The following is a 26,033-nucleotide window of genomic DNA, read 5'->3' as shown; positions in this document are numbered from 1 at the left end:
CCTCGAAAGACTATAGTCGTCGTCATTTTCTTAGGCTTGATCACAGCCGGAATTATGCTGACTCCTTTTGGTTGTTCCGTGATTGGTGGTCGATGGGGGAGCACTTGTGTTTCCCCTTTATGTGATTATTTTGGCGATTGTGGTCAGTGGGCTGGGCCAATGATTAATTGCGATACTTTGCCGCTGCAAACATCTAAAGCGCGAGTGCATTTTTTGTTTGGGCGGCCATGGCGTGTTAGTGGCAATACTGAATATTGGGCTTTTGGAAAAGTGCCAGTATTTCCGAAAATCACGTATAGCGATGCGCGTGTAAGTCATGTCGCTTGTCTGAAGACGTCTGAATTGTCAGTCGAATAGACAGACCAATACTTTTATTAAGGATTTTATGCCCTCCTTCGACCAACTTACGCTACAAACTGAACGCTTGCTACTGCGTCCATTTAAGTTAGACGATGCTGCCGACTTGCTGTCGATTTTTTCTGATCCGCTTATCACAAAATATGGCATTACTTTGCCATGGACAGAGTTAGAGACTGCGCAAAAAAGGATACAGCGCGATTTAAAAGAAATGCCTGTGGGTGACAGTTTGTGTTTGGCGATAGTGCGATTATCTGATAATCAATTATTGGGTGACTGTTCGCTTTTTCATTTTTCTGAACAATGTCGCCGTGCCGAAATTGGTTACGTCTTGAGACACGCAGCCTGGGCACAGGGTTATATGCAAGAGGCGTTGCTAGCATTGATTCAGTATGGATTTTCTGAACTTCTGCTCAATCGTATTGAGGCGGATATTGATCCCATGAACCTGGCATCTGCCAGATGTCTGGAGCGACTTGGCTTTAAGCTGGAGGGCATGTTGCGCGAGCGCTGGATTGTGGCCGGCGTTGTGTCAGATTCGGCTATGTATGGCTTGCTTGCGAGTGATTGGGCTGCGCGTAGTTAAGCGTTGGAGCTTGGTGATCAAGGCATGAATTCTATAGTGATGGAGTGATGTTATTTATATACCCCTATGGTGTATATATTAGTCGTCCATATAAAGTTTGGTCAATCAGGCATATTTATGGAAAATTAGGGGGAGTATATTCATTTCTGACAAGGATAAGATTTATCTCTACGTCAGTTTGAGTTGAAAAACCTTGTCGCATAATATCCTGCCGATCCCGCCGCTGCGCTGACACATGCGCCCCAGATGATGTCGATGACGGTGAGTGTTGGAGACCAGCCTTTTAAGGTGGCAAGATTGCTGAGGTCGTAGGTGCCGTAGGCAACAATACCCAACAGGCCACTCATCAGGACAGCGGTCAGCCAGCTTTGTTCACGTACGGCTGGCATGATGGCGAATACCAGCAAGCCAAGCAGATAAACGAGATAAAAAGTGGCAGCCGGAATCATCTTGGGCTCGGCCAGCATCAGCGGGCCGAGTTGAGATTGATAAAAGTTCTTGGCTACGATCGTAAGCCAGATAAAATCGAGTACGCAAAATATAACTGCCGCGACCAGATAGGCAACAAGGTAAGTGTTAAACGATTTTGTCATGACAGTAGAGGATGGTTAGGTTAGGAGTGTTCGTTAGACTAACTCAATTTAGCCGAAATTTTCGATTACGATTCGAGATAATGAGGGATGCACTTTTGGTGTAGTTTTGATGTGAGTTTGTTGTGAGTTTGTTCTGAGTAAGACGCTCATGGCGAGCCATGAGCAACTAATAGTGTCAAAAATGACCGGAAACGTGTGGCCAGCACGCAAATAGCACTACTGGCTTGCCTAATACATTCACTCCCAAGCATCAAGAATCAGCAGTGTTGATCTCAAAACTGAAGTTTGGCGTGTTCACCTAAATTCTGTTGATGTTCACCGGTAATCGCCGCTTTGGCCATCTGATATAGCATATCCATTTTATTCGTTTTGCTATCCCAAATCTCTGCCATGTGGATATGCAATTTGATCAAAGAGAGTTGCGGATCATCCAGGCCGGATGGAAACCATGCCGCGACTTGGGATGTCCACAACTGTTTTTCTTTGGCTTGGTCTTTGACTAGTTCGACCGTACCGGCAATCGCAATGTAGAGGTTGTCAGATGGATCTGCAAAGCTGACGTTGGTCTTTGGATGGCGCGTAAGATCTAAAGCCAGTTGAGAATTGCTGGACACAAAAAACCACATAATGCCATCGTCATCCGTCGCTTGAGCAGTCATTGGACGACTTGATAAACTCATGTCTTCGTTGATCGTTGTCATCATGCAGAAATGAATATGCTCGATTTTTGAACGTAAGGTTTGAATAGAATTGCTGTTATCTGACGACATGATCATTCTCCTGAATTAAGAATGATTAACGATATAGCAGGTAACGGGATGGCTCTGTGCGGTATCACACACCGGCGAGCCAAGCATGCATATTGATAGGTCTTACGTAAAAAAGGAAAGCCACTTGCGGCCTCTGTGTCTCTGTGTCTCTGTGCGTTTGTGGTGTGGGGTTTTAGTTTTTGCGTAAGTCCTATCGATTAGAAAGCGCAGGATATTCGACTTAGGAAAACGCTATCGCCATGACGAGACGTGAACAGGCCGCTTGAGCGATAGCGTGACTAAAATAGTGGTTAGATAAAGTCTTGCTCTGATTCACGCTTCAATCTGCGCACCACTTCCCAATCTAGTTCGACGTCACGTTTTTTCTCTAGCGCATCGATATTTTTAAGTTTTTTGCCTTCTACAAATTTACCGGATAACAAGTGGCGTGGCTTGGTTGGCGCAGAGACAAATCCCTGGCTTTCCCATAGCGAACGGCGCAATGTGGTGCCTGCCAAAATACCGTAATCGTCACCGCTGCTAATACCTTGTTCTGCGACGACGGATTCGCCTGCCTTGATGTATTTGGCCGCGTAGATGGTGGCTTTGGTCGCAATCCAGCGACCGCAATGGATTTCGCCATTCAGGCTACTAATCTCACCGCTGGCGCGTAATGTACCCCAGGTGCTGATGTCGCCATGGCAGACAATCGCGCCGGTTTCCAGATTGCCCTGGCAAGTAACATTACCCGCGAATAGCGTGCCGGTGACAGTAATATCGGTTTCGCTAAATACTTCGCCTTTGCAATTGGCGTCGCCTGCGATCAGGACTTCGCTCGCGCTTAAATGACCACCGATATATTGGACCTCAATCACATCGAAAACATCATCTAATTGCACGCTACCATGACAATCCAAGACGTCGCAAGCCAGATAGCCGAGCGCTTGTATGTCACCAAATCCACCAAAAATTTCATGATGCGCATCACGTTGAAGAATAGACGGATGAACCAATTTATCCATGTAGCTGCTGCCATCCTTGCTGGCTTTGGCTTGATCAAGTTCCAGCATGCGCGCCATCCATTCGGCATTGCAACCGGTCTTGAGTAAAAATTCGACTTCGATATCGCCGCCACAATCGAGCGCCTGGCCGACATAAAGCGATTGCACCTGAATATTGCCTGTCACAGTAATTTTGCCAAGGCAAAACACTTCTTCTGCTTGCAGATCACCGTCTACCAGCAAGTCACCGCCGACGATGAGTTGTGTTGCGATCAGCAAATCGCCTTGAATATGCACATCGCCTGTGCTGGCAAATTGCTTGCGCTTAAGACGTTTAGCTTGAAAAGGCGCGGGTGTGTTTGACTTGGTAGACATAGTAGTTTCCAGTGGAGGGAACGCGGTGCGTCCGAGAATGAAGTCGCTATTATCCTCGGAGCTTGGCTTGCTGGGGAAGTTTAACTGACGCGATGCTTGATTGACCAAGCAGAAGCTATATTTTGATACTGAAGTTTTGTAGTTGCTCGTCGTCCTCATGACGACGAGAGGTCTTGCGCCGGATTATTTTGGCGCGGGTATCAAATAAAATCGCTACCGAGGATGGCGCGCGCTCAGTCTGGCGGCGGTCGTTGCCACGGCGGCGATCTTCTCCACTGCGGGCGCCATTGACAAAAGCAGTTGTGATATTGCTCACGGGTTGGTCATCTGGTTTTGTCTTCTGTGGGGCTTCGTCATCAGATTGCGCAACGGTTTCATAGCCCATATGACGTGTATCAGCGGGAATGACTTGGTTGACGCGAGGAAATGAAAAGAGTTTCATACAAATTTGCTGAGTGTTATCTGTGACGTGCTGTATCAAGTAGTTTCAATCTAGTTAAGCTAGATAACGGCAAAACCTGCGCTAACTTAAATTAGCGATCAATTTTCTATAAACGTGATTAAAAAGTATATTTAAATGAGCAAGTTGTTGGGTGATTTTTGGGTATTCTCTTGTCATTAACGAAGCTAAAGAAAAAAGAGCGTTTTGATCATTGATGCCAGCCGCGAAATATCGAAAATCGTCGCATGGCTGACTTTAAGTTGTGAGCAAAACTAAGTGCATTGTCAATGTCGATTACAATGCACTAGCGCAAAACCAACCGAAAAAAATACGGCAAAAAGCTCAGTGGCAGACCGCATGACTATTGAGTAATCGACGTGTAATCGACGTGTAATCGATGTGTATTTGATTACGGTCGCCATATAGCTCATTTATGCCCGCGTATGTTTCTGTTTGATAAGCGTTTCCTGCTACCTATTTTTGTAACGATGTACATCATGCCAATGAACTCCCCAGATAATCCTCAAATCCACAGCGTTTTGCCTGAGTCGGCGATAGCAATGGCGACCAAAAATATTGCCGATATTTTGTCGATGGCGATGGAGCATCAGCTCGCACATAAAGCTCTGATCGTCGCTGATCAGGGCTGCGGTTTGTCGTTGGCGCTGAGTGAAGCGTATCGACGTTGTTTACCAGACGCACAGTTTATCGACTTTGATCAGGTAAGCCCGGAAGTGATCCATGCCGTGTTTGAGACTCTAGCGCCGTCCGATCTGGTGGTATTGGTACAAACTACCAGTTTCCGTCTGGATGCCTATCGGGTAAGGGTCGAGTTATTTAAGCGTGGTTTAAAAGTGATTGAACATGTGCATCTGGCGCGCTTGTCGGCTGATGAGGCATTGATTTATATCGACAGTCTGGCCTACGATCCTGCGTATTTTCGCGGCGTCGGCCGGGCACTAAAAGATAAGATTGACCGCGCTGGCAGTGCGGTGGTCGAGAGCGGCGAGAGCGCACGTCTTGTATTTGCTTCGCCATTAGAGCCCGCTAAATTGAATATTGGCGATTACACTGGCATGACCAATGTCGGCGGCCAGTTTCCGATTGGCGAGGTATTTACTGAGGCGCAAGATTTAGAAGCGGTTAGTGGTCGCGTGAGGATTTTTGTATTTGGCGACAGTAATTTTATGGTCAACAAACCAGCGCACCCGATTACGCTGGTTGTAGAAAAAGGTCGGATCATCGACGTCATTGATTCCACGCCCGAGTTTGATGAAGTCTTAGCCAGTATCCGTGCTGCCGAGGGCGAAGTCTGGTTGCGTGAATTGGGCTTTGGCATGAACCGGGCATTTTCAGCAGATCGTACCGTGTGCGATATCGGCACTTATGAACGCATGTGCGGCATTCATTTATCGCTTGGTGCAAAACATGGCGTGTACACCAAGCCGCAACTCAAGCGTAAAGATGCGCGTTTTCATGTTGATGTTTTTGCCGTAACCAATGCCGTGTTATTGGATGACGAAGTTATCTACCGTGATGGTGCGTGGCTAGTGTAATTGGTGGGTTTTGTGGCCGCTAATTTGGAGGTGACTATCAAGGTCGGCCATCAGGTTCGTGTATGGCGCAGCAACAGCAAAATGCGCTTATGAATATTCAGTATCCTTCTGCTCCATAAACGATTGTCATGCGCCTTAAACGCATGTAAAGAGCGTAAGTCTTTAATCTTGTCGTAGATACTCTCGATCAATTTGCCCGTGGGCTTGCCTGCCCATGTGGCGAGATCACTTTTCTCTATACCCTCGTAGCTTGGAATGTCGTGGCGCTGGACTGAATCAAAATCAAATCCGCTAGCGTTCAGGCGATCAAACACTGTTGTTGAGAACGACGGGATGACATCTGCTGGCGGTACATGGTCTTGCACTACCCTAAAACATAAGCGTGAATTTTCTTTAATCTCTTCAATCAAGGCACGGACGTCGCCTTTATTTTTCGCACTGACATCTCTGAACCATTGCATGGCTTTGGCAGCGGTAGAGATAACGTTGAGGAAAGGCAGTAGATTTTCTATCATGGGGATTACAAGCGGTCGCTGTCAGTATCGCGCTAGCTTACGTAAAGTTGAATTCCTTGTCTATCCGTTACGCTTAGATTTTCCACTTTGACTAGGATGACTTCTCAGAAGCGCAGATCGCATGCCTTGTTCTGCGTCATTCACCGATGTTTCGCCATTGACCGAACGATCACTGCTATTGGCCGAAATCAGGAAGACATTTATTCCCACATCTATTATCTTGAACATGTCGACGCAGCAAGAGCAAATTGATTAAAAAATATAGTGGGTCTGTACAAAGTACGATCCGTTCATTTTAATAAGGGAGTCATGATGAACTCTGATATTTCGCAAGCTAGTATTCAACAATACAGAAAACAACGTCAGCGTAAATCGGTAATCTGGGGATTGGTATTGATCGCAGTCGGTACTATTTTTTTATTAGAGCGGCTGGGGTATGTTGATTTGCGGCCTTACATCGGCGAAAAAATTCGCTGGTGGTACGGCTGGCCACTGGTGATCGCTATCGTTGGTTTGGTTGAGGCCTTAAGTGCCACTATGCTGGTACAGGTGATTAAAGGGATCTCGCAAATAGCCGTAGGATTGTGGCTGTATGTTTGTCTGACCCAACTCTGGGACTGGACATTTCAAACCAGCTGGCCGATTATCCTCATCATTTTTGGCGTTACTTGGGTCGCTACCGGCATAACGAATTTGTCAGAAAAATCAAATAAGGAATCACAATCATGAACCAGTCACATAATCAACGTCGTGTCTTAATTGGCGCTATCGTTATCATCTTTGGTGTGTTGGCGTTGGTAGACAACTTACATTGGTTTAACGCTCGCGACTATATTCAATTTTGGCCCATGGTATTCATTGCTTTTGGTGTTTTAAAACTGTCGCAGACGCGAGCTACTTCGGGCTATATCATCGCTGGTGGACTAATTGCCGCCGGAGCGTTGATGACATTATCCAACCTTGGTTTTATTATTTTCCGGATGCGTGACTGGTGGCCGTTGTTTATTATCGTGGCGGGTCTCGCGGTCGTCTTCAAGGGTGTACGCAAAGACCGCTTTAGCGACAATAATAGTGATCAACTTGGAGATAATGCCAATACGGGATTATCTGGTTTGAGCAGCATGGGCGATAGCAGTATCGACGCAGTCGCTGTCATGAGTGGCAATAATATGAAGGTTGTGTCGCAAAATTTTCGGGGTGGTGAAGCGACCGCGATTATGGGCTCAGTAGAGATCGATTTACGCCAGGCATCTATTCAGTCTGAAGCAGTCTTGCAAGTATTTGCTGTCTGGGGAGGCATCTCTTTAAAAGTACCTGCTGATTGGACCATTGTCAGTAATGGCATACCGATTATGGGCGGGATTGAAGATAAAACTATTCCTCCGATGACGGCGACCAAACGCTTGGTGATTGAAGGTTATGTCGTAATGGGTGGCGTTGAGATCAAAAACTAATTTATATTTATATTTATATAGATCAGGACTTATGCAAAATTTCGCTAGCAAAGTGCTGCAACCCAGTTAGTGCAGTTTTGCGTAAGTTCTGTAAATGTAATTGGCTCTATTTATTAGCTCTATTTATTAGCTTTATTTATATCAAGCACACCGATTAGACCAATGATAAAACCTATAGTCTCTAGCATGCGTAAGTTGATGTGGTATCTGATGGCATGGCTATTGGCTGGCGTGGTGATTGCTGCCTTATTAGTAACGATGGCAAATATTAGTTGGGGGGCTGGTCTTTGGTTTGCCATCCCAGTTAGTTTGATTTATGGTTTTGTCGCTGCTTCTGCGTTCTATGTTTGCCGGTCTTTACCTTTTGAGAAGCGGCAATTTCTTTTGACGCTGGTGATTTTTGGCGGCGCGTCATTGTTGTCTGGATTGATGTGGCTATTGCTCTGCTACGCATGGAATTATTTGGCGCAAGCAATACGCCATTCATTTTTATATGGTGCAGATACAGATAGTAATTTGGCTGTAAATTTAATTGTAATAACGCAGCCGATGTCAGTCATGTTGTTTGTAGCTGGTTGTGGTTTTTATTTGCTTTCTATTTTAGTGCATGACGTTCTGATTGCACTTGACAATATGCGCCTGGCAGATCGCCGTGCAGCAGAGTCCCGGGTACAGGCGCGTGATGCAGAGTTGCAGGTTTTACGGACACAAATCAATCCTCACTTTTTGTTTAATAGCCTGAATTCAATCAGCGCTTTAACTTCGATTGATCCAATTGCCGCTCGCACGATGACTTTGGAGTTAGCGCAATTTTTTCGTCAGACTTTGGCTTTGTCGGAAAAAGAACAGATTCCCTTAGCAGATGAAATCACCTTATGTCAGCATTTTTTAGCGATAGAAAAAATCCGCTTTGGTAAAAAATTACAAAGCGATATCCTGGTTAGCGACACTGCGCAAGCGGCATTGATACCGCCTATGTTATTACAGCCTTGTATTGAGAACGCGATCAAACATGGTATCCGTGATTTGACTGAGGGTGGAACCATTACGCTACGCGCAATGACAAGAGGTGACTGGTTACATGTCACGATAGAAAATCCTGTTGATATCAACCCAAGTGCGACCGTAGGAAATGGCTTAGGCTTAAAAAATAGTCAGCAACGCTTACGTTCTTTGTATGGTGAAAAAGCGCGTATCAGTTGGACAAGAAATACAGAATTCTTTATCGTAGAAATAGCGATACCACTTAATATCGTCAATCTTTAAAAATACCAAAAAATGATGAATCCTATAAATGTATTGATCGTTGATGATGAGGAATTAGCGCGATGCTTGATCCGGGAATATTTGCGGGCGCATCCAGATATTGTCATCGTAGGTGAGGCAGAGCACGGACTTGATGCGGTGAAGCAGATCAACGCGCTTAATCCTGATTTAATATTTTTAGATATCCAGATGCCTAAGCTGACTGGCTTGGAAGTGCTGGAGCTGACGGGCAGACAGGCTGGGGTGATCTTTACTACCGCTTACGATCAATATGCCCTTAAGGCATTTGATCTACATGCGATTGATTATTTACTCAAACCATTTTCACAAACACGATTTGATGAGGCCCTTGCGCAGGCACGTAAATTAATTGCGCAACTGGTCAATCCGCAAGCCACCGCGATCCAGCAATTGCTGGCTGAGCCGGGCAAACTACTGGACCGTATTTTGATCCGTGACCGAACTCAGGTGCATGTTATTCCGGTGGATAAGATGGAGTATGTAGAAGCGCAGGATGACTACATCAGTATTGTCAGCGACGCAAAATCTTACCTGAAGACGCAATCTCTGTCGGAGCTGGAAGCGCAGCTAGATCCGAAAAAATTTGTGCGTGTGCATCGTTCATATTTAATCAATATTGAACTGCTGAAAAGTATAGAACGTAGCACCAAAGACAGTCATGTTGCGATCATGCGCTCTGGCAAACAGATTCCGATCAGCCGGACTGGTTATGAGCGCATCAGGCAGATTATGTAAACAGGTCATGTCAGCAGATCATGCAAATTAAATGACACAAAAATCACAATTACTTAGGGCTAATTGAAATAGATAATCACTAAGTTCTGGCGCAAGAAGGCCTTATTATGTTGCGTAAAACTAACGGGCGATATTGGGCAGTAATCGACTATTGTGTGGCATTTACGCACTTTGCTAGCGCTAACAATCGACGAAAAACGATCTGAAAATTGACAGCCGCTATTGATAATTTTTGGTCGCCTCAGATGGAGTATTTTTTGAATAGTTCACTTTTTTCTCAAAAAAACATAAAAAACAATGTTTTTTACCTCCCGCAGCGATAAGTCTTTTGCTCGCATTTCATTATCGCTTTTTATTCGTTAGTCTCATCCTAAAAAACAAGTAAAGAACTTGTAAGCAATTGTATTGACTTCATTCCATGACGATCAGATACTGCAATGCTATGAAAAAGAGACCCTCTTTTTCAGTCTATTTCAATAACGATCCCATAAAGATTCTGAGACTCCGATGAAAAAATCACTCGTATTATTTACTGCGCTGACAGCATTGAGCAGTGCTATCAGCGTTGCTTACGCCAACGAAGGCATGTGGATGCCACAACAATTGCCAGCGATCGCCAAGCAATTAAAAGCGGCCGGCTTAAAGCTCGATCCTGCCAGCTTAACTAAATTGACTGAGTTCCCTATGGGTGCGATCGTTAGCTTGGGTGGTTGCTCCGCATCGTTTGTTTCGGATCAAGGTCTGGTGATTACTAATCACCACTGTGCTTACGACAGTATTGCCCGTAACTCCACACCAGAGCGCAACTATCTGGCTAATGGGTTTTTGGCAAAGACAATGGCGGATGAACTCCCGGCATCCCCAGGTAGCCGGGTTTTTGTCACTAAGGATGTCAAAGACGTCAGTTCTAAAATCATCAGTCCAGAGGTTGCTAAGTTAGTCGGTAAGGCGCGAGTAGATGCGATAGAAAAGAATGAAAAAGCATTAGTAGCAGAATGCGAAAAAGATGTCGGCCATCGCTGCAATGTTTATCCTTACTATGGTGGCTTAGAGTATTACCTGATCAAGCAATTAGAAATTAAAGACGTGCGCCTGGTACATGCACCAGCCGAAGGTGTAGGTAAATTTGGTGGTGATACCGATAACTGGATGTGGCCACGTCACACCGGCGACTATAGCTTCTTGCGTGCTTATGTCAGCAAAGACGGCAAGTCAGCAGAATTTAGTAAAGATAACGTCCCATACAAGCCTACCCACTATCTGCGTCTGGCTAAAGAGGGCGTGAAAGAAGGCGATTTCGTCATGGTAACTGGTTATCCGGGACGTACCAATCGCCATCGTTTGCCGTCAGAAGTTGCTTATACATTCGACTGGAACTATCCAGCCTATGTCAAAGCCTCTGGCGAACAACTGGCTGTGATCGAACGTGAAACCAAAGATAGCCCGGACAAAAAATTGAAATACGCTGGCATGGTTGCAGGTGTTAACAATTACTATAAAAACCGCCAAGGGATGTTGGATAGCTATGCCGGTAGTGATTTATTAGCCCGCAAGCAAAAAGAACATGCGGACTTGAAGACATGGATCAATGCTGATGCTGGCCGTAAGCAAATGTATGCAGCAGACATCGACGCGATCGAAAAACTCATCGCTGAGCGTGATGCAGAAAACCGCCGTGACTTCTTGCTGGCCTATTCCTCACCTCGTTTGTTAGCTTCTGCACGTAGTATGTATCGTCTGGCAAATGAGTCAACCAAGCCAGATGCAGAACGCAAATCTGGTTTCCAGACACGCGATCTGCCACGCTTTAAAGCGGGTGTCGCCGCGGTAGATCGTAGCTACGATGAGACCGTTGATAAAGCATTGGTACTGAACTTCATGACCAAGTATGCAGCGCAAGCGAGCAAAGACCGCAATGCGAATTTTGATGCTGCCGTTGGTATTAAAGATGGTATGAAAGAAGCCGACATTAAAGCTCTCTTGGATGCAATGTATGCGGGTAGCAAACTGGCGATCAAAGAAGAACGCGCTCCTTGGCTGGAACGCAAACCAGATGATTTCAAAGCTAGTAATGATAGTTTCATCAAAGCTGCTGTTGCGATGTATGACGAAAGTCTGAAGCGTGAAGCACGTGACGAAGAGATGGCTGGCAAAATTCAGCAAGCCTATGCAAATTATATGAAGGCAAAAATCGCTTTGATGAATAGCAAAGGTCAAGCGGTTTATCCTGATGCTAACAGCACTTTGCGTGTTACTTTTGGTAAAGTCGCTGGTCGTCCATATGGTGTTGATGGCACAAGTTGGACCGCCTTTACCAGCCTGCATGGTATCGAGAAAAAAGCGACTGGTACGGGTGAGTTTAATGCCCCACAAAACCAATTGGATGCAATCAAATCCAGCAAATACGGTGCCGACAGCAAATACTATGATGCCAAGTTGAAATCAGTGCCGGTCAATTTTATGGCGACATTGGATATTACAGGCGGTAACTCTGGCTCTGCAGCATTGAATGCCAAAGGTGAATTAGTTGGATTGGCATTTGACGGCACTTTAGATTCCATCATCTCTGACTGGGATTTCAACGATGCAAACACACGCGATATCCAAGTAGATTTGCGCTATGTATTGTGGGAAATGAAAAACGTTGATAAAGCCGATAACCTGCTGAAAGAATTACGCGTAGAGTAATTAGCTAAAGTAATAAAGAAAAAAGACGCCGTTCTTTGAACGGCGTCTTTTTTTATTTCTATTCAGACTAAAACAGCAACTAGTAACAAGCGTAGTGTCGATGAGTCGCGATATTCAACGACAAAAACTTATGATGGCAATGCGTTCAGCCGTCCGGCTTCTGCCATTTCTCTTATAACGCGTATCGTATCAATATCTGCTTCCTGATAAGCAGAGCGGCGATATTCGTTGTACATCTCATTCGCGATATCTTCTTCCGCGCTATGACCATCGTCATATAAAAAACGCACGAATAAAGCATCCGGCGAGGGTTCTTCAATCTTCATTAATAGCGACGACTGAGGAATATCCTTCTGCGCTGCTACGTCATACAACACCGAGTCAAGTTCGACAAAACGAACCTCATCGCTAATCACTAAATCACCATAACGCAGACTACGTGAGAATCCGTTTGTATTGCGTGCAGTGATCGTACTCTCATCAAGGTAAGGCACAAATAACTTGGGAGACTCGGCGCGCAACACCAGGCCACGCCACAATTGTTCGCGTGTAATGACATCGTTCAACGGATTAAGTATGTCGTTAATTTCTACTAAGTGTTCAAATTTCATATGCAAATTCCTTGTGGACAGTGCTTAGTTTACTCTGCTTCTAAACCAATTGCCACGAAGGCGAGTCGAGCCTACTTTTGCCTTTGAGATTGAGTTTCAAATTCAGGTGATCTATGCCGCGATCAAAAACAGCGTACTAATCCGGATAAATTTAACTCACAAAATCACAAAAATTTCATATCAAACGCACGCTCTATGAACCAGATCGCTGCCAGAATCGCGATGACGACCGAGCCACCAATCAGGATCAGGCGACGATAAAACCAGCTTGTTCTTAATGCAAATGCGACTGGTAAAAATGCGGCAACAATCGCTAACTGGCCGCCTTCAACACCCAAATTAAATCCGACCAATGCCAGAATCAAGGCACCTTGCGGCAATCCAAGATCAGTCAACACGCTGGCAAATCCGAATCCGTGTATCAAGCCAAATAAAAATGCCATGACCCAGCGTCGTTCCCGGAATAGAGGATAAATATTATTTAGTGCCGCGATGACTACCGATGCCGCAATCGTCGATTCTACCCAACGCGATGGCAAACTAATGACGCCCAAAGTCGCCAGTGTCAGCGTGATGGAATGCGCCAGCGTAAACGCCGTAACGATTTTTAATACCGACCAAAATGCGGGCTTAAAAGCGCTGACGGCCTGCCATTTTTTATCCTGGCGGAACACCACTGCCGGCAGGAGTAAAGCTAACAAAAATAGAATGTGATCAAAGCCGATCCAGATATGCCAGACACCTTCTCGGGCATAGTCCACGAATTGTTTGAAGCGACTGACTTCACTGAGCTTGAATTCCTGAGTTGCTTTATCTGGACTAAATATCGCGGTACTGGATTGCCCCTGATAATCGAGCCGTAACAAGCCCTTGTGCTGAGGATCGATATCAAAAAATAGATTATATTGGGCTTGCAATACGCTGATGGGCGCAGGACATTCTGCTTTAAAGCGCATCACTGCATAAGCACCATCTGTATGATCATCCACCAAATGTTCCGTTACTTGTATTGGACAATCCTTGCCTTGCGCTGAGACGTGCAAGCGGGACATGGCATAGGCTGCAATCTCTGAGTGCTTAGCACGAACTTCACCCCAGGTAATTTCGGCATCTCCATTGGCGTCCAGGCCAATCGCAAAATCTAAATCGCGCAGGGCGATATCCCATTGTCCGGTGATAGCGCTGTCCTTCACGCTCAGACTAAGATAACTGTCGCTGGGTTTGTGGGCAGATGCGGTCAGAGCAAAAAACAGACCGGCTAACAAGAGAATTAAGCGTTTCATTGATGAGCTACCTGCATTGCTTGTAGTTGTTTTAATTGCTGACCCAGCTTGATTAAATAAGCGTCTTCTATGTGACTGCTATCGAGCCATTGCAAAACGGCTTGAGCCGCATTGGGGTCTTTGAGTGCTAAGGCGGATTCCAAAAAGATGCGCGCATCACGTGGTTCTAATTGTACTTTCCAGTTTTCTTGCGCCAGAGCCAGTGCTTTTTTAGGATTAGCTTTGACTTGCAGTTCGAATCTGGCTTCTTCTTGCTGATGTACTGTGTCGCCCCTTAGCTGTGCTGCGACATAGCGTGCTGCTAATATGGATTCACTTTCTTTTGCTTCTGGCATATTCAGAGTTCGCTCAGCAAATACCAGGCGCAGCAATAAGTTATCCGAACGAATTTTGTCTTTTAACAGCGTGACCACTTCGGTCGGGCGTTTCTGGTCTAACAGAAAATCTGCATACGCCGCGAGTAGAAATGTGTCTTGAATACCCAGTGCCAATGCTTGTTTGAAATGTGCTTCAGTGCGTTCAATTTTCCCTTGCCTCTGACTTAGTTCGGCAAGTCGTATCAGTACCCACAATTGTAGATCGGGCGCGACCTTATCTCCGTCGCTTTGTGCGTCTTTTAAAGCATCGTTAAAAGTGGTGTTTAAGGTATCGTAGGCGCTGGCTAATTTCCCGGTTAAACCATCAACCATGGTTTCGCAGCCGACTACGATCAAATCATTGGTTAGTCCATCCAGCGCGCGGCAATCCGATCTGGCCAAATCATATCGGGCCTGAACAATTTCAATCACCGCTCTCAGCACACGAGCTTGAGGATTTTTTGGATCGCGTGCGATTGCCTTATTAAGATCCGATGTCGCACCAGAAAAATCGTGGCGGAATTGCAACAGCCCCGCGCGTAGCACCTGGACGTCGATTGGCGGCTCCGGCATATCCCACCAAGGCTTGAGTGCCGCCTCTGCATAGCCCAGATAACGCGGATCGCCTTCTTCCCCAACCATTCCATAATAGCGACGCGCCAGTTTGACAGCGACCTCAACATTCTTTGGGTTGCGCTGCAACTCAGCACGCATCTGCGCCAGCTCACGTGCCACAGGATCATTGGGCTTAAATGGTAGTCGCTCCAGCACGGTCGCGTCATTGGACGGGATGTGCGCTGCTGAAAATGCTGTTGCTGCAGTGCAAAACAAGAGACTTAAAATGAGTAGCTGACGTGGCGCAAAATGGGTAAAAGAGGGCATCGGACGATCCAAAAAATCGGGTGTGACTGCAAAGTGCCATCGATCGCGCATCATAGCAACAAGACTACAGGCATGCAATTTGACTGAGGCGACTTTAAATATGAACAGAACTTAGTATTGGGTAAATGCGCTTGATTGTTGATTAAATTAGAGTACGACTTTCGGGTCAAGACCAGTTCGCCAAAAAATAGATAAATCTTTTTTAAAATAAATCGTCAACCACTTATAATTAATTTGCGTTAAGGGTACAGGTTCATGTGAATCGTAGATGTAGAAATTAGTAATTTTGATTTTAATTAACAACAACAGTTCTAATTACAGGGGTATAAAAATGAAGAAACTCATCGCTGCTTTGGTTACTTGCTTATTCGCCGCATCCGCTTTCGCTGCATCCCACACTGCTGCTCCTTCAGCATCTGCGATGGCATCTGCACCAGCCGCTTCTGCTGACGCTCCTGCGCCAAAAGCGAAAAAAATGAAAAAAATGAAAGCAAAAAAAGCTGACGCGTCCGCATCAGCAGCTGCACCAGCCGCATCTAAATAATTTGTAAGCTGTATTCGGGCAGAGCGGGTTACTCCCTCTGCTGCGGTTGGTAATTGTCTTTTTATGAGCCTCCTCTTTTTGCGAAGATGAGGCTTTTATTTTGACTTTTGACCTTATAATTTTATTGTTGTTCTTACATTTTTCTCCTCTGTCATTTCAGGCGTACGCTTGCAAGGTGCCTGGTAGTCCATGAAGTATTGTTTGATTGCCGTCGGTGCGTGGCTACGTCCATACGGCAGAATGATTGAATACAGCTACAATAGCGCCTGCCCAGATATCTGCTGACCATCCTTCAGATATACCAATTCGGCGCTGCTGCTCCGCTTTACATCACCTCAAAGTACATCCAACTCATGTCCCACGGCCTTAACCAACCCCAACGCGATGCAGTCAACTATATGGACGGCCCTTGTCTGGTGCTGGCGGGTGCGGGATCGGGTAAGACACGGGTCATTACGCAAAAAATCGCCAACCTGATCGAAAAGCATGGCTATGATCCCAAGCACATTGCCGCGCTGACGTTTACGAATAAAGCCGCGCTAGAGATGCAGGAGCGCATTGCTAAGATTTTGCAGGAGCCTAAAAAAGCTAAGCAACTCACGGTATCGACTTTTCACTCTCTTGGCGTCAAAATTTTACGGCAAGAGGCGCGAGCCTTGGGTTTGAAGGACCGGTTTTCGATCATGGATAGTGATGATTGCTTTTCTTTGGTGCAAGACTTAGCAATCACGACAGATAAGCAATTGATACGCCGTATCCAGACCGCAATGTCGCTCTGGAAAAATGGATTGATCGATCCCGAGCTGGCAATCCAGCAAGCCCAGGATGAGGATGAGGCCACCGCCGCCCGGATTTATCGCAGCTATGTAGCAACCTTGTCTGCTTACCAGGCGGTTGATTTTGATGATCTGATCCGCCTGCCTGTTGAGTTATTCCGTACCAACGAACAAGTACGCGATAAATGGCAGCGGCGTTTGCGCTATTTGCTGGTTGATGAGTATCAGGATACCAATACCTGTCAGTACGAACTGGTTAAATTGCTAGTCACCGGCATAGGCAAAAAGCCGATGTTCACTGCCGTGGGCGACGACGATCAGGCGATTTACGCCTGGCGCGGTGCAACGATAGAAAATTTGAAGACGCTGGGTATCGACTTCCCCGATTTAAAGCTGATCAAACTGGAGCAAAATTACCGCTCCAGTACCCGCATTTTGCAGGCAGCGAATTCTGTTATTGGCAACAATCCTAAATTATTTGATAAATCGCTCTGGTCCGAACACGGTCTCGGCGACCCGGTCAAAGTCTTGGGTATGCAAGATGATGAGCAAGAGGCGGATCAAGTCGCCATCATGATCTCTGCCCATCGCTTTGAGCGTCGCGCCAAATGGTCGGATTACGCCATTTTGTACCGTGGCAATCATCAGGCGCGCGTGATTGAGAAGGCGCTGCGTAAAGAGCGCATTCCTTACACGATCTCTGGCGGGCAAAGCTTTTTCGATAAAGCGGAGATCAAAGATATTATTTCTTATCTGCGTCTGATCGCTAACGAAGACGACGACCCGGCCTTCATCCGTGCTATCACCACGCCCAAACGCGGTGTCGGTCAGGCTACCTTAGAGGTGTTGGGCGCATTCGCCGGACAATGGCAATGCTCCTTATTTGAAGCTGTATTCAAAGGTGGGATAGAGGCGAAATTGACGGATCGCCAGCTCACGCCTTTACGTGATTTCTGTACCTTCATCAATCAGGTTGAAGCACATGCGCACCGCGAAAGCCATGCCGGAACCTTGCTCGACGATTTGATGAAGGAGATCAATTATGAAGGCTATCTTTACGACAGTTTTGACGATCGTGCCGCGCAAGCCAAATGGCAAAATGTACTCGATTTTACCAACTGGCTCAAAGAAAAAGGTAGCGGCGGCAAAGAAGGTACCGACGATCATCGCAGCCTGTTGGACTTAACCCAAATGGTCGCATTGATGACCATGATGGAAGGCAAGGATGAAGACCCCGACGCCGTCAGAATGTCCACCTTACATGCGTCCAAGGGGCTGGAGTTTCCCCACGTGTTTTTGGTCGGAGTGGAAGAGGGCATCTTGCCGCATAAAGGCGACCCCGATGCGCCGGTAGAAACTATCGCCGCCCGTATCGAGGAAGAACGTCGTCTGATGTACGTCGGCATCACACGCGCTCAGCGCAGTCTGCATATTACCTGGTGCAAAAAGCGCAAACGTGCCGGTGCGCCGGTGCATTGCGATGTCTCCCGCTTTATTAAAGAGATGAAATTAGACGAGGGCGATGCCGTGCCGACCGAGGCAGAAACGATCACACCGCAAAATCGTCTGGCGAATTTGAAAGCCTTGTTAAGTCGTCCAAAAGAATAAAATTGAGAGATATTTAAGCCGATTTAAATATACTCCCCATTATTTTTATAGAAATAGCCTTATTGTCCAATGATTACTTGGATAACTTAAATATACTAATGGAGAGTAATCTTGTTTCAAGATGCGTTTGGCAGGCAAAGAATACCGTACACACTTGAGGATTGATTTTATTTCCATCTGATGAAAACTATTTTGAAATGACGAATCAGACCGACGATAAGCTAGTTTCTGTTGACGAGCAAAGTACAGAGCCGCAAGCAGGACAAGGCGTGATTGAGCAAGCATTCACATCAATAATGCCGTCAACATTACCGTCAAACGCAGCAAACGGCTTGCCTCATTATTGCAAAACCGAGTTACAAGATTTCTGGCGATTTATTAAACGTCCTACCCGGCGTTTGAGACCATCATCAAATGCCGGAGGACGCTGGCAGAGGCTAGCTTTTTTTCTGTTCCTAAGTGTGTTGTTCTACCTGATTTATATGTTCACGATAGGTTGGGCAATTGATGCACTGACAAGTATTACCTCGGATTTAGATTTCTCTAATTTAAAATTATTTGCCTTTGCCGCATTGATCATGGCACCTATTTTGGAGGAACTAATTTTCCGCCTTGGGCTAAGAAATGCGACCTACACCTTATTTTTCGGACCTATCTTAGTGACGATTTTTTCGGGTAGTTTTTTCGTCACGCTGGGATTGACGGCTGTGATCGTTTTAATGGCGTTGGTGTTTGAAATTCAAGAACGCTATCGAGCTAGAAATGGAAAATCGGGACATAATTTTTATCTGGGACGCCAGTTTATCCAGGCTTACCCTAAGGTATTTTGGTTATATGCATTTGCTTTTTCGTTCGTGCATATTGCCAACCACAGCTTTGACGATGCCTCGGGGTTTCTGGTAGTTTTTGCTGTTATCCCACAATTGGTATTGGGTATTTTTCTTGGCTACTTACGCTTACGTGATGGCATTACCAGCGCGATGAGCCTACATTTTTTGAACAATCTGCTGGCAGCTAGTCTGATTTTTATTTCGCCAGATTCTTAAGCGAAAATCTCAATCGACCTCCGACTCAATGACGGCGATTAGTCTGCTTACCTCGTTTTCTTAGCCTCCCAATCTGCACGCGTCATCGTGTACACCAATGTATCCATGTCATACCAGCGCTCAATGCCGCGGTACTGCATGCCAAGTTTTTTCATGACATTGGCAGACCCGATATTCTCCTGATCGCAGACGGCAAACAGTGAGTCGCCACCGATCTGATCAAAGGCAAATGCTGCCATCCGCTGCGCTGCCTCGGACGCAAAACCTTGCCCCCACTTATCTTGCCGCAGGCGCCAGCCAATTTCTAAAGGATTTGCCGGATCACGTCCCAAATACTGTATGCATCCAGCACCGATAAGCTCATTAGTCTCCAGCTCAATAAAACTCCACCAGGAAAATCCGAATTCTATCCAGCGTGCTTTGATGCGTTCAATCATCGCGATTGTTTCTTCACGGGTTTCGGGTTTGCCGGTGATATAGCGCATGACTTCTGGATCGCTATTAAGGCGAAAAAGACCATCAAGGTGCTCATCATTAAAAGGTTCAAGACGTAGGCGTTGGGTGTGCAATAGGCTCATGTGAAGACAATCATCGGAGGTGGTAAAGTTTTTCAGGCGCATTGCCGACTCAGCCATCATGAATCGAGATTAGTAATGCGACGTAATATTAAAAATTGATCATAAATTTATCACGACAATTGTGGCGTGAATTCACTACATTGTTGTTTTGGTCGCTTTGGGGGACTTTTGACCTTACATGCAAGCCTCGACTTTTGTCTCCTCTAGTAATGAAGACACAAGCTTTGGTATATCATCACTCATAGCCTTTGACTGTGCATTACAGCGATACCAGTCTGACTCTTCCAACTGATCGACGCTATAGCCAACTCATGAACCCAAAATTGTCTGATCATAAGACCGATCGCAACGACGATCGTTGCCAGAACTTGTTAGCGCTATATCGTACAAGTCTGACTAATATTGCTCGACACCTTCCGCTCTCTCAAATTTTGACACAGATCATCACCGGTATTGAGGCGCAATATTCTCAGACCATGGGAGCGATCTTTGTGACGGGTGACACCGGCCAGCCGATGGAGCTTGTGACTGGCCCCAGTTTGCCACAAGAGTTTTTGTTATCTGTCGGTACCGTCGTTATCGATAGCAGCGAGATACACGCCTCTGAACATGAATTTGAGCCTGAATCTAAGCCTGAGCCTAAATCTGAATCGGCCGATCCGCGCATTGCTGGCAGCGTGTTTTGGAGCCAGCTTCAAGTGCTGGCGGTACGGCATGATCTGCGCATTGATGTTTCTATGCCGATTGTGAGTGCACACCATACACTGCTTGGCGTATTTGTTTTGTTTTCCAGGCGTGGCGAGACATTACCTTCAGGGGATCGCACCATCGTGGCCGAGCTTGCCAGTGTGTTGGCAATTGCGATTGAACGTCATCATGACCAGTTAAAACTATTGATGGCCGAGCAGGCAACGCACCATAGCGAAGTCAGTATGAGTCGCATGGCCTTGGCGATTGAAGGCAGTGCGACTGGTGTCTGGGATCGTAATCTGCAGACTGGAGAAATCCATTATTCATCAGGATGGAAAGCCCTGATCGGTTATACCGATACAGAAATATCGAATCGTATTGAAGACAGCTATCTGCGGGTTCACCCAGATGATCTGGCCTATGTACAGGCAAGCATCCGGGCACATTTTGAAGGCAAGACCGATAGCTATGCGGTCGAACACAGGCTGCGTTGCAAAAACGGCAGTTACATCTGGGTCGCCAGTCGCGGCAAAATCGTGCAGCGTGATCCCGATGGCAGACCGCTGCACATGATGGGTACGACCACCGATATCACGACCATGCGTGTGCTATCGGATCGCTTGCAACAAAGCGTTGATCTGGTGACTTGTTTGACGAACGAAGTGCCGGGGCTCGCCTACCAATATCAGCGCTCGTCCGATGGCGCCGAGCGATTTTCTTATGTCAGTGAAGGCATCAAAGATATCTACGAACTGTCGCCTGACCAGATGAGCGAGGCAGCAGCGCTGATCCATCAATTGGTTTACCCCGACGATCTCGCCGCTTATTGCACCAGCATTGCTGTGTCGGCGCAGAATTTGCAGCCGCTACATTTAGAATTCAGAGTCAATTTACCGCAACAAGGTTTGCGCTGGCGACAGATGGATGCCCGTCCGCGTCGCTTGCCTGATGGCGGCACGCTGTGGCACGGTTTTGTCACCGACGTGACCGAGCACAAACGCATACAGATGGAGTTACAAGAGCATGCCACGATTGATTTCTTGACCCAGATACCTAATCGCCGCTATTTCATGGGGCGGATGGAGGAAGAGCTGGCACGGCTGCAACGTGCTGCCACCAAACCCTCTGCTGTACTTATGTTTGACCTTGATCATTTTAAAAACATCAATGATCGTCACGGCCATGCTGCCGGTGATCTGGTACTCAAACATTTCGCCAATATTTTGCGCGACGAACTCCGCAAGAGCGACGTTGCAGGTAGAGTCGGCGGAGAAGAGTTCGCGGTCGTTTTATCTGGGGCTGATGTACATGAAGCCAATACCTTTGCACAGCGGGTCCAAAAGCAATTGCTGGAGACCCCGGTCAACGCCAACAACCAGATGATTCCCGTCACTGTCAGCATCGGCATTGCCATGATGTCTGACACCGACACAAGCCCCGACGCCGCCTTATCCCGCAGCGATATGGCACTGTTTCGCGCCAAAGAAAGCGGCCGGAATCGTATCACCATCGCTGCGCAATGATGTTGGCGATTGATCTGCAAAATTGGCTCTAAATTACTATACTCCCATTATTTTTTAATGAAACTGGCTAATTGTCCATATTTTAATTGGACATCTTACATATACATGGTGGGAGTATTTATTTTTTCTCTATGTGGATATACGGTATTTCGAGGGAATTGTATGTCAGTCGGTCTGAGGTGAGTCTGGGTTGACGCACTAAGAAATACGGCTATTTGATGTTATCTCTTACCCAGTTAATTTCGCTTAAGCTGATTGCCTAAATATGCCGCAATTTTGGTTTCGCAATTCACGATGCCTTCTGTCGATAAATCAAATTTTCCGATTAAATCATCGAAGGTGCCAAACAGATATTTTTCTTCTGGGAGGATTGCAACCAGATTATTGCTGGTATTTTTGTCTGCTACCTGCGTGACATTAAACGATTGGAAATAAAGCGTCTTGTAGGTGTGTGCATCTACCAATCGCGCCGCCATGACCACCCATGGTGCATAACTGCTTTTGAGCAGCGGGCTTGAATAACCGACCTGTCCATAATTAACAAACAAAATTGCATCGGCATCTGTCTGCACTTTTGAGAAATCCAGTGTCTTTTTATCTTCCATCAAGATAGGCCGTTGCTTATCCAGATAAACGGTTTCGTAACCACTCTGGCTTAGTTCTTTCTCTAGCGCAGCCAGCATCTCGGGCACAAACGTGATGCCTTTGGCTTTCATCAATTCAAGATATTGCGCTTGCTGAGATCCATTTTTTGCACCCTCAGCACCGCCTTCGAGCAAGGCAGGCAGAAGACCGCCGATTCGCTGTCCTACCGCTATCGCCATGTTGGCATTTTTTACGGTGATTCTCTGCGATGGCGTAATGCGCAGAATCGCAATTTTCTTTAGGTCCGAGTTACTAGCGGCATCAAAACTGATTTTTTCAGTCACATCGGCCAACGCTAGCGAGGGGGATGCCACAAGCAGAGCAAATGTAATAGTCAGCAACCGGCGAAATAACTGATGCGTCATTGGACGTCTTTCTAAGATATAAGTGTTAAAGGGCTTTCATCAATTGAGAAAACTCTAAGAGGCAGCAGATTTTTCGCTGACAAGATTCTTCATGTCGAAAGCATGTGTTTTTACTTCGTTGATGAATCGATCCGCAATAAGCTTACGCCGACCGACAAGATAGTGCAAATGTGACGGTGACGACTTAATAGCCAATCAGCTTTTCTGCAACATTGTTCATTGCTCAGTGATGTTCTGTCTTGAAGTGAATCAACAAACTATCTAACGCTGGCCGGATTTTTTTACTGGATAAAACCTGAAATGAGTCTTCGTGCTTTATCAGCTTAGGTAGGTTTCTTTTCAGCTCTGGTTGGCATTTTTCTAAATCCTTTGTTAAGGTAAGGATTCGCTCATTTTAAAACGATCCCAAGATGCCTTTTGCCATGAAATTTTTAAAAAATTTTCACACGCCGACAGCTCATCGGTTGTTCTATTTTTTGTTGATGCTGAGTATCTGCTTGACTTTGTCGATACAGCCGGCTCGCGCGCAGTCCGTTGCATTTACTTTCGACGATGGTCCTAAGGTTGCCGGTACGCCTATATTGTCTGCTGTCGAGCGCAATCAGGCACTACTTAATGCGCTGGCTAAACATGGAGTGAAAGCTGCACTGTTTGTCACAGCGGCAAATGGGGCAAATCAGTCTGCAGGCTATGCGCTAGCCAAAGCATGGGGTGATGCTGGACATGCGATCGGCAATCACACGATGACGCATCCTGATCTGCATAACAACAAACTCAGTCTGATGGAATATCAGCAAGAGATCCTTGACTGTGATCGGATCATCAGCACGCTGCCCGGTTACCAGAAATGGTTTCGCTACACGTATTTGCGCGAAGGCAATACACCAGAAAAACGCGATGGCATGCGGGCTTTTTTAAAACTCCATGGATACCGGAACGCGTATGTCAGTCTTGATACCAGCGATTGGCGGCTAGATGACAAACTCATCGAGGTACTAGATAAAAATCCGCAAGCCGATCTTAGCGATATCAAGCAAGCCTACCTCAGCCATATACGTCAGCGTGCACTCGCCTATCGTGCGCTGTCGCAGCAGTTGCAAGGGCGTGATATTCCGCAGGTCATCCTGTTACACCACAATCTGATCAATGCATTGTGGCTCTCTGATGTGATTACACAATTTAAAGAAATGGGCTGGAGTATTGTCACGCCGGCGACGGCATTCGCAGACCCGGTGTATCAGCTGATGCCAGATCGCCCGGCGCCCGGTCAGAGTTTGTTGTTGTCAATGGCACGGTCTTTAGGGCTAGGTAAGTTTGATGGCTGGATGCGGCTGGTCGATGACGGTGATACAGAGATCGAGGCGTTGAAGGCGCAGGGTTTGTAAGTTGATGTTGGTATTGCTTATTATCGCTGCGCCGGAATAACGGATGGACGTAACATGCGATTGTCAGATTTGTCAGACTGCTCAGACGTAAAAAAGCCGTATCAGGCAATGCGTGATACGGCTTTTGATTATTTCAATAATTAAAAAAACTATCTCTTAAATTTCGCTTCAGCAATCCGGTCTGCTACCACGCTAGTCGCCAAACCTTCCGCATCGGCGCGGGCAAATACTTCTGCCAAGGTATCGCCAATACGACGTACATGAGCATCCATACCGTCTTCTGGTGTGTTCAAATATTCGTAGCAGACCTTGATGATGCCACCAGCATTGATGACGAAATCAGGTGCGTACAAAATCCCTTTTTGACGGCAAGCTTCGCCCATGTCGGCAGTGGCTAACTGGTTGTTGGCAGCGCCAGCAACGATAGTCGCTTTCAGACGTGACAAGGTGTCTGGATTTAAAGTCGCGCCCAATGCGCAAGGGGCGTAGATGTCGGCCTGCACATCGTAGATCGCGTCGATGCCAACGATTTCTGCGCCTAATTCTTCCTGAGCGCGATGCAATGCGGCCTGATCGATATCTGCCACGATCAATTTAGCGCCAGCCTCATGCAGGCGACGGGCGTAGTCGTAACCGACATGACCCAGACCTTGTAAAGCGACAACCAAACCTTCCATGCTGTCGCGTTTCAGTTGATGCTTGACGGCAGCTTGCGCACCGACGAAACAGCCCAGAGCAGTAAATGGTGACGGATCGCCACGGTCACCCAAGCCTGCAACGAACTTGGTTTTTTTAGCGACGTTTGCCATATCGGCTGGGCTAGTGCCCACATCTTCTGCTGTGACATAACGGCCGCCAAGGCGCTCAAGGGCTTCGCCCAAGGCTTCAAACAGGGCAGGGGTTTTGTCTACTTTTGGATTGCCGATGATGACGCTTTTGCCGCCGCCGATAGGCAAGCCAGCAACCGCGTTTTTATATGTCATGCCGCGTGATAGACGCAATACGTCATTAATGGCCGCGGCTTCGTTGTCGTAGTTCCACATACGGCAACCGCCCATTGCTGGGCCTAAATTCGTGTTGTGAACCGCAATAATGGCACGCAGGCCAGATTTGGGTTCGGAGGCAAAAACCACTTGTTCGTGGTCATCAAAATTGAGTTCGTTAAATACAAAAGCGGTCATGCTTATGGCTCCGCGCGGTCATGTATCGCTCATTCCGATAAGAATGGGGATGACGTGCCGCAAAAATGGTGATTAAGGAATAAAAAATAAGTACAAAATAAGGGCAAAAATACAGCATGTCATCGGCGGCTATGTGGTGCTGCCGACAACAAAAGGCGGTGATTGTGTCACGCGGGTGGAAGTATAGGGGATGGGGGGTGGAAACTCAAATTGCTGACGGGC

The 26,033-nt window shown here is 46.6% G+C and carries 24 protein-coding genes; 13 read left to right on the top strand and 11 right to left on the bottom strand.

Features of this window, described 5'->3' with window-relative positions; translation table 11 throughout:
* Positions 1–54 precede the first annotated feature (54 nt).
* Both AAKU64_RS01190 and AAKU64_RS01185 read left to right on the top strand, forming a co-directional pair.
* Positions 55–357, top strand: a complete 303-nt coding sequence (locus AAKU64_RS01190) for a hypothetical protein (RefSeq protein WP_354361021.1) — start codon at positions 55–57, stop codon at positions 355–357.
* A 28-nt stretch (positions 358–385) separates the two neighbouring features.
* Complete coding sequence (locus AAKU64_RS01185) at positions 386–943, top strand: GNAT family N-acetyltransferase (RefSeq protein WP_354361019.1); 558 nt, start codon at positions 386–388, stop codon at positions 941–943.
* A 173-nt stretch (positions 944–1,116) separates the two neighbouring features.
* Here the strand turns inward: AAKU64_RS01185 and AAKU64_RS01180 are convergent, their stop codons facing one another.
* The 4 genes from AAKU64_RS01180 to AAKU64_RS01165 all read right to left on the bottom strand — a co-directional run bounded on the left by AAKU64_RS01180 (position 1,117) and on the right by AAKU64_RS01165 (position 4,103).
* Complete coding sequence (locus AAKU64_RS01180; RefSeq protein WP_354361017.1) at positions 1,117–1,536, bottom strand: DUF2177 family protein; 420 nt, start codon at positions 1,534–1,536, stop codon at positions 1,117–1,119.
* A gap of 272 nt (positions 1,537–1,808) precedes the next feature.
* Positions 1,809–2,306 (bottom strand): pyridoxamine 5'-phosphate oxidase family protein, encoded by a 498-nt coding sequence (locus tag AAKU64_RS01175; RefSeq protein ID WP_354361016.1) that lies wholly within the window; start codon positions 2,304–2,306, stop codon positions 1,809–1,811.
* Between the two features lie 290 nt (positions 2,307–2,596).
* Entirely contained in the window at positions 2,597–3,661 is a 1,065-nt protein-coding gene (locus AAKU64_RS01170) for a bactofilin family protein (RefSeq protein ID WP_354361014.1), read from the bottom strand.
* A gap of 115 nt (positions 3,662–3,776) precedes the next feature.
* Entirely contained in the window at positions 3,777–4,103 is a 327-nt protein-coding gene (locus AAKU64_RS01165; protein ID WP_354361012.1) for a hypothetical protein, read from the bottom strand.
* Positions 4,104–4,600: 497 nt separating this feature from the next.
* On the opposite strand from AAKU64_RS01165, the gene AAKU64_RS01160 reads away from it, so the two are divergent.
* Positions 4,601–5,659: a M29 family metallopeptidase gene (locus tag AAKU64_RS01160; protein ID WP_354361010.1), complete on the top strand. Its 1,059-nt coding sequence runs from the start codon at positions 4,601–4,603 to the stop codon at positions 5,657–5,659.
* A gap of 50 nt (positions 5,660–5,709) precedes the next feature.
* On the opposite strand, the gene AAKU64_RS01155 is transcribed toward AAKU64_RS01160, so the two are convergent.
* Positions 5,710–6,174 (bottom strand): hypothetical protein, encoded by a 465-nt coding sequence (locus AAKU64_RS01155; RefSeq protein WP_322117813.1) that lies wholly within the window; start codon positions 6,172–6,174, stop codon positions 5,710–5,712.
* Positions 6,175–6,486: 312 nt separating this feature from the next.
* Between AAKU64_RS01155 and AAKU64_RS01150 the strand changes: the two genes are divergently transcribed.
* The 5 genes from AAKU64_RS01150 to AAKU64_RS01130 all read left to right on the top strand — a co-directional run bounded on the left by AAKU64_RS01150 (position 6,487) and on the right by AAKU64_RS01130 (position 12,338).
* Positions 6,487–6,903 (top strand): LiaI-LiaF-like domain-containing protein, encoded by a 417-nt coding sequence (locus AAKU64_RS01150; RefSeq protein WP_354335060.1) that lies wholly within the window; start codon positions 6,487–6,489, stop codon positions 6,901–6,903.
* Entirely contained in the window at positions 6,900–7,628 is a 729-nt protein-coding gene (locus tag AAKU64_RS01145; protein WP_354335059.1) for a LiaI-LiaF-like domain-containing protein, read from the top strand. Before AAKU64_RS01150 ends, AAKU64_RS01145 begins: the two co-directional genes overlap by 4 nt.
* 186 nt (positions 7,629–7,814) lie before the next feature.
* A complete protein-coding gene (locus AAKU64_RS01140; RefSeq protein WP_354361008.1) occupies positions 7,815–8,894 on the top strand; it encodes a sensor histidine kinase in 1,080 nt (359 codons plus the stop codon).
* 12 nt (positions 8,895–8,906) lie between these two features.
* Positions 8,907–9,650, top strand: coding sequence for a LytR/AlgR family response regulator transcription factor (locus tag AAKU64_RS01135; protein ID WP_354361006.1), 744 nt, complete (start codon positions 8,907–8,909; stop codon positions 9,648–9,650).
* Positions 9,651–10,157: 507 nt separating this feature from the next.
* The gene (locus AAKU64_RS01130) at positions 10,158–12,338 is read left to right on the top strand and encodes a S46 family peptidase (RefSeq protein WP_354361004.1); all 2,181 of its coding nucleotides are present in this window, start codon (positions 10,158–10,160) and stop codon (positions 12,336–12,338) included.
* A gap of 128 nt (positions 12,339–12,466) precedes the next feature.
* Here the strand turns inward: AAKU64_RS01130 and AAKU64_RS01125 are convergent, their stop codons facing one another.
* From AAKU64_RS01125 to AAKU64_RS01115, 3 genes are all read right to left on the bottom strand, one after another.
* The gene (locus AAKU64_RS01125; protein ID WP_322117819.1) at positions 12,467–12,949 is read right to left on the bottom strand and encodes an SRPBCC family protein; all 483 of its coding nucleotides are present in this window, start codon (positions 12,947–12,949) and stop codon (positions 12,467–12,469) included.
* Positions 12,950–13,113: 164 nt separating this feature from the next.
* On the bottom strand, positions 13,114–14,232 hold the full coding sequence (locus AAKU64_RS01120; protein ID WP_354361002.1) for a HupE/UreJ family protein: 1,119 nt from the start codon (positions 14,230–14,232) through the stop codon (positions 13,114–13,116).
* On the bottom strand, positions 14,229–15,470 hold the full coding sequence (locus AAKU64_RS01115; RefSeq protein ID WP_354361000.1) for a tetratricopeptide repeat protein: 1,242 nt from the start codon (positions 15,468–15,470) through the stop codon (positions 14,229–14,231). Before AAKU64_RS01115 ends, AAKU64_RS01120 begins: the two co-directional genes overlap by 4 nt.
* A 331-nt stretch (positions 15,471–15,801) precedes the next feature.
* Here AAKU64_RS01115 and AAKU64_RS01110 point away from each other — a divergent pair, with 331 nt between their 5' ends.
* From AAKU64_RS01110 to AAKU64_RS01100, 3 genes are all read left to right on the top strand, one after another.
* Positions 15,802–16,014, top strand: coding sequence for a hypothetical protein (locus tag AAKU64_RS01110; protein ID WP_354360998.1), 213 nt, complete (start codon positions 15,802–15,804; stop codon positions 16,012–16,014).
* A gap of 353 nt (positions 16,015–16,367) precedes the next feature.
* Positions 16,368–18,398, top strand: coding sequence for a UvrD-helicase domain-containing protein (locus tag AAKU64_RS01105; RefSeq protein WP_354360996.1), 2,031 nt, complete (start codon positions 16,368–16,370; stop codon positions 18,396–18,398).
* A 197-nt stretch (positions 18,399–18,595) separates the two neighbouring features.
* The gene (locus AAKU64_RS01100; protein WP_354360994.1) at positions 18,596–19,444 is read left to right on the top strand and encodes a CPBP family glutamic-type intramembrane protease; all 849 of its coding nucleotides are present in this window, start codon (positions 18,596–18,598) and stop codon (positions 19,442–19,444) included.
* Between the two features lie 47 nt (positions 19,445–19,491).
* Here AAKU64_RS01100 and AAKU64_RS01095 read toward each other — a convergent pair whose 3' ends face one another.
* Positions 19,492–20,022, bottom strand: a complete 531-nt coding sequence (locus AAKU64_RS01095) for a GNAT family N-acetyltransferase (RefSeq protein ID WP_354360992.1) — start codon at positions 20,020–20,022, stop codon at positions 19,492–19,494.
* A gap of 311 nt (positions 20,023–20,333) precedes the next feature.
* On the opposite strand from AAKU64_RS01095, the gene AAKU64_RS01090 reads away from it, so the two are divergent.
* Positions 20,334–22,235 (top strand): diguanylate cyclase, encoded by a 1,902-nt coding sequence (locus AAKU64_RS01090; RefSeq protein WP_354360990.1) that lies wholly within the window; start codon positions 20,334–20,336, stop codon positions 22,233–22,235.
* 236 nt (positions 22,236–22,471) lie between these two features.
* Here AAKU64_RS01090 and AAKU64_RS01085 read toward each other — a convergent pair whose 3' ends face one another.
* Complete coding sequence (locus AAKU64_RS01085; RefSeq protein ID WP_354360988.1) at positions 22,472–23,245, bottom strand: hypothetical protein; 774 nt, start codon at positions 23,243–23,245, stop codon at positions 22,472–22,474.
* Positions 23,246–23,667: 422 nt separating this feature from the next.
* On the opposite strand from AAKU64_RS01085, the gene AAKU64_RS01080 reads away from it, so the two are divergent.
* Positions 23,668–24,630 (top strand): polysaccharide deacetylase family protein, encoded by a 963-nt coding sequence (locus tag AAKU64_RS01080; RefSeq protein WP_354360986.1) that lies wholly within the window; start codon positions 23,668–23,670, stop codon positions 24,628–24,630.
* Between the two features lie 149 nt (positions 24,631–24,779).
* Here AAKU64_RS01080 and AAKU64_RS01075 read toward each other — a convergent pair whose 3' ends face one another.
* On the bottom strand, positions 24,780–25,811 hold the full coding sequence (locus AAKU64_RS01075; protein ID WP_354360984.1) for a Leu/Phe/Val dehydrogenase: 1,032 nt from the start codon (positions 25,809–25,811) through the stop codon (positions 24,780–24,782).
* Positions 25,812–26,033 lie beyond the last annotated feature (222 nt).

Source organism: Undibacterium sp. GrIS 1.8 (assembly GCF_040544445.1).
In the GTDB taxonomy this organism is placed as follows: Bacteria; Pseudomonadota; Gammaproteobacteria; order Burkholderiales; family Burkholderiaceae_D; genus Undibacterium.
This window is presented reverse-complemented; position numbering and strand designations above follow the sequence as displayed.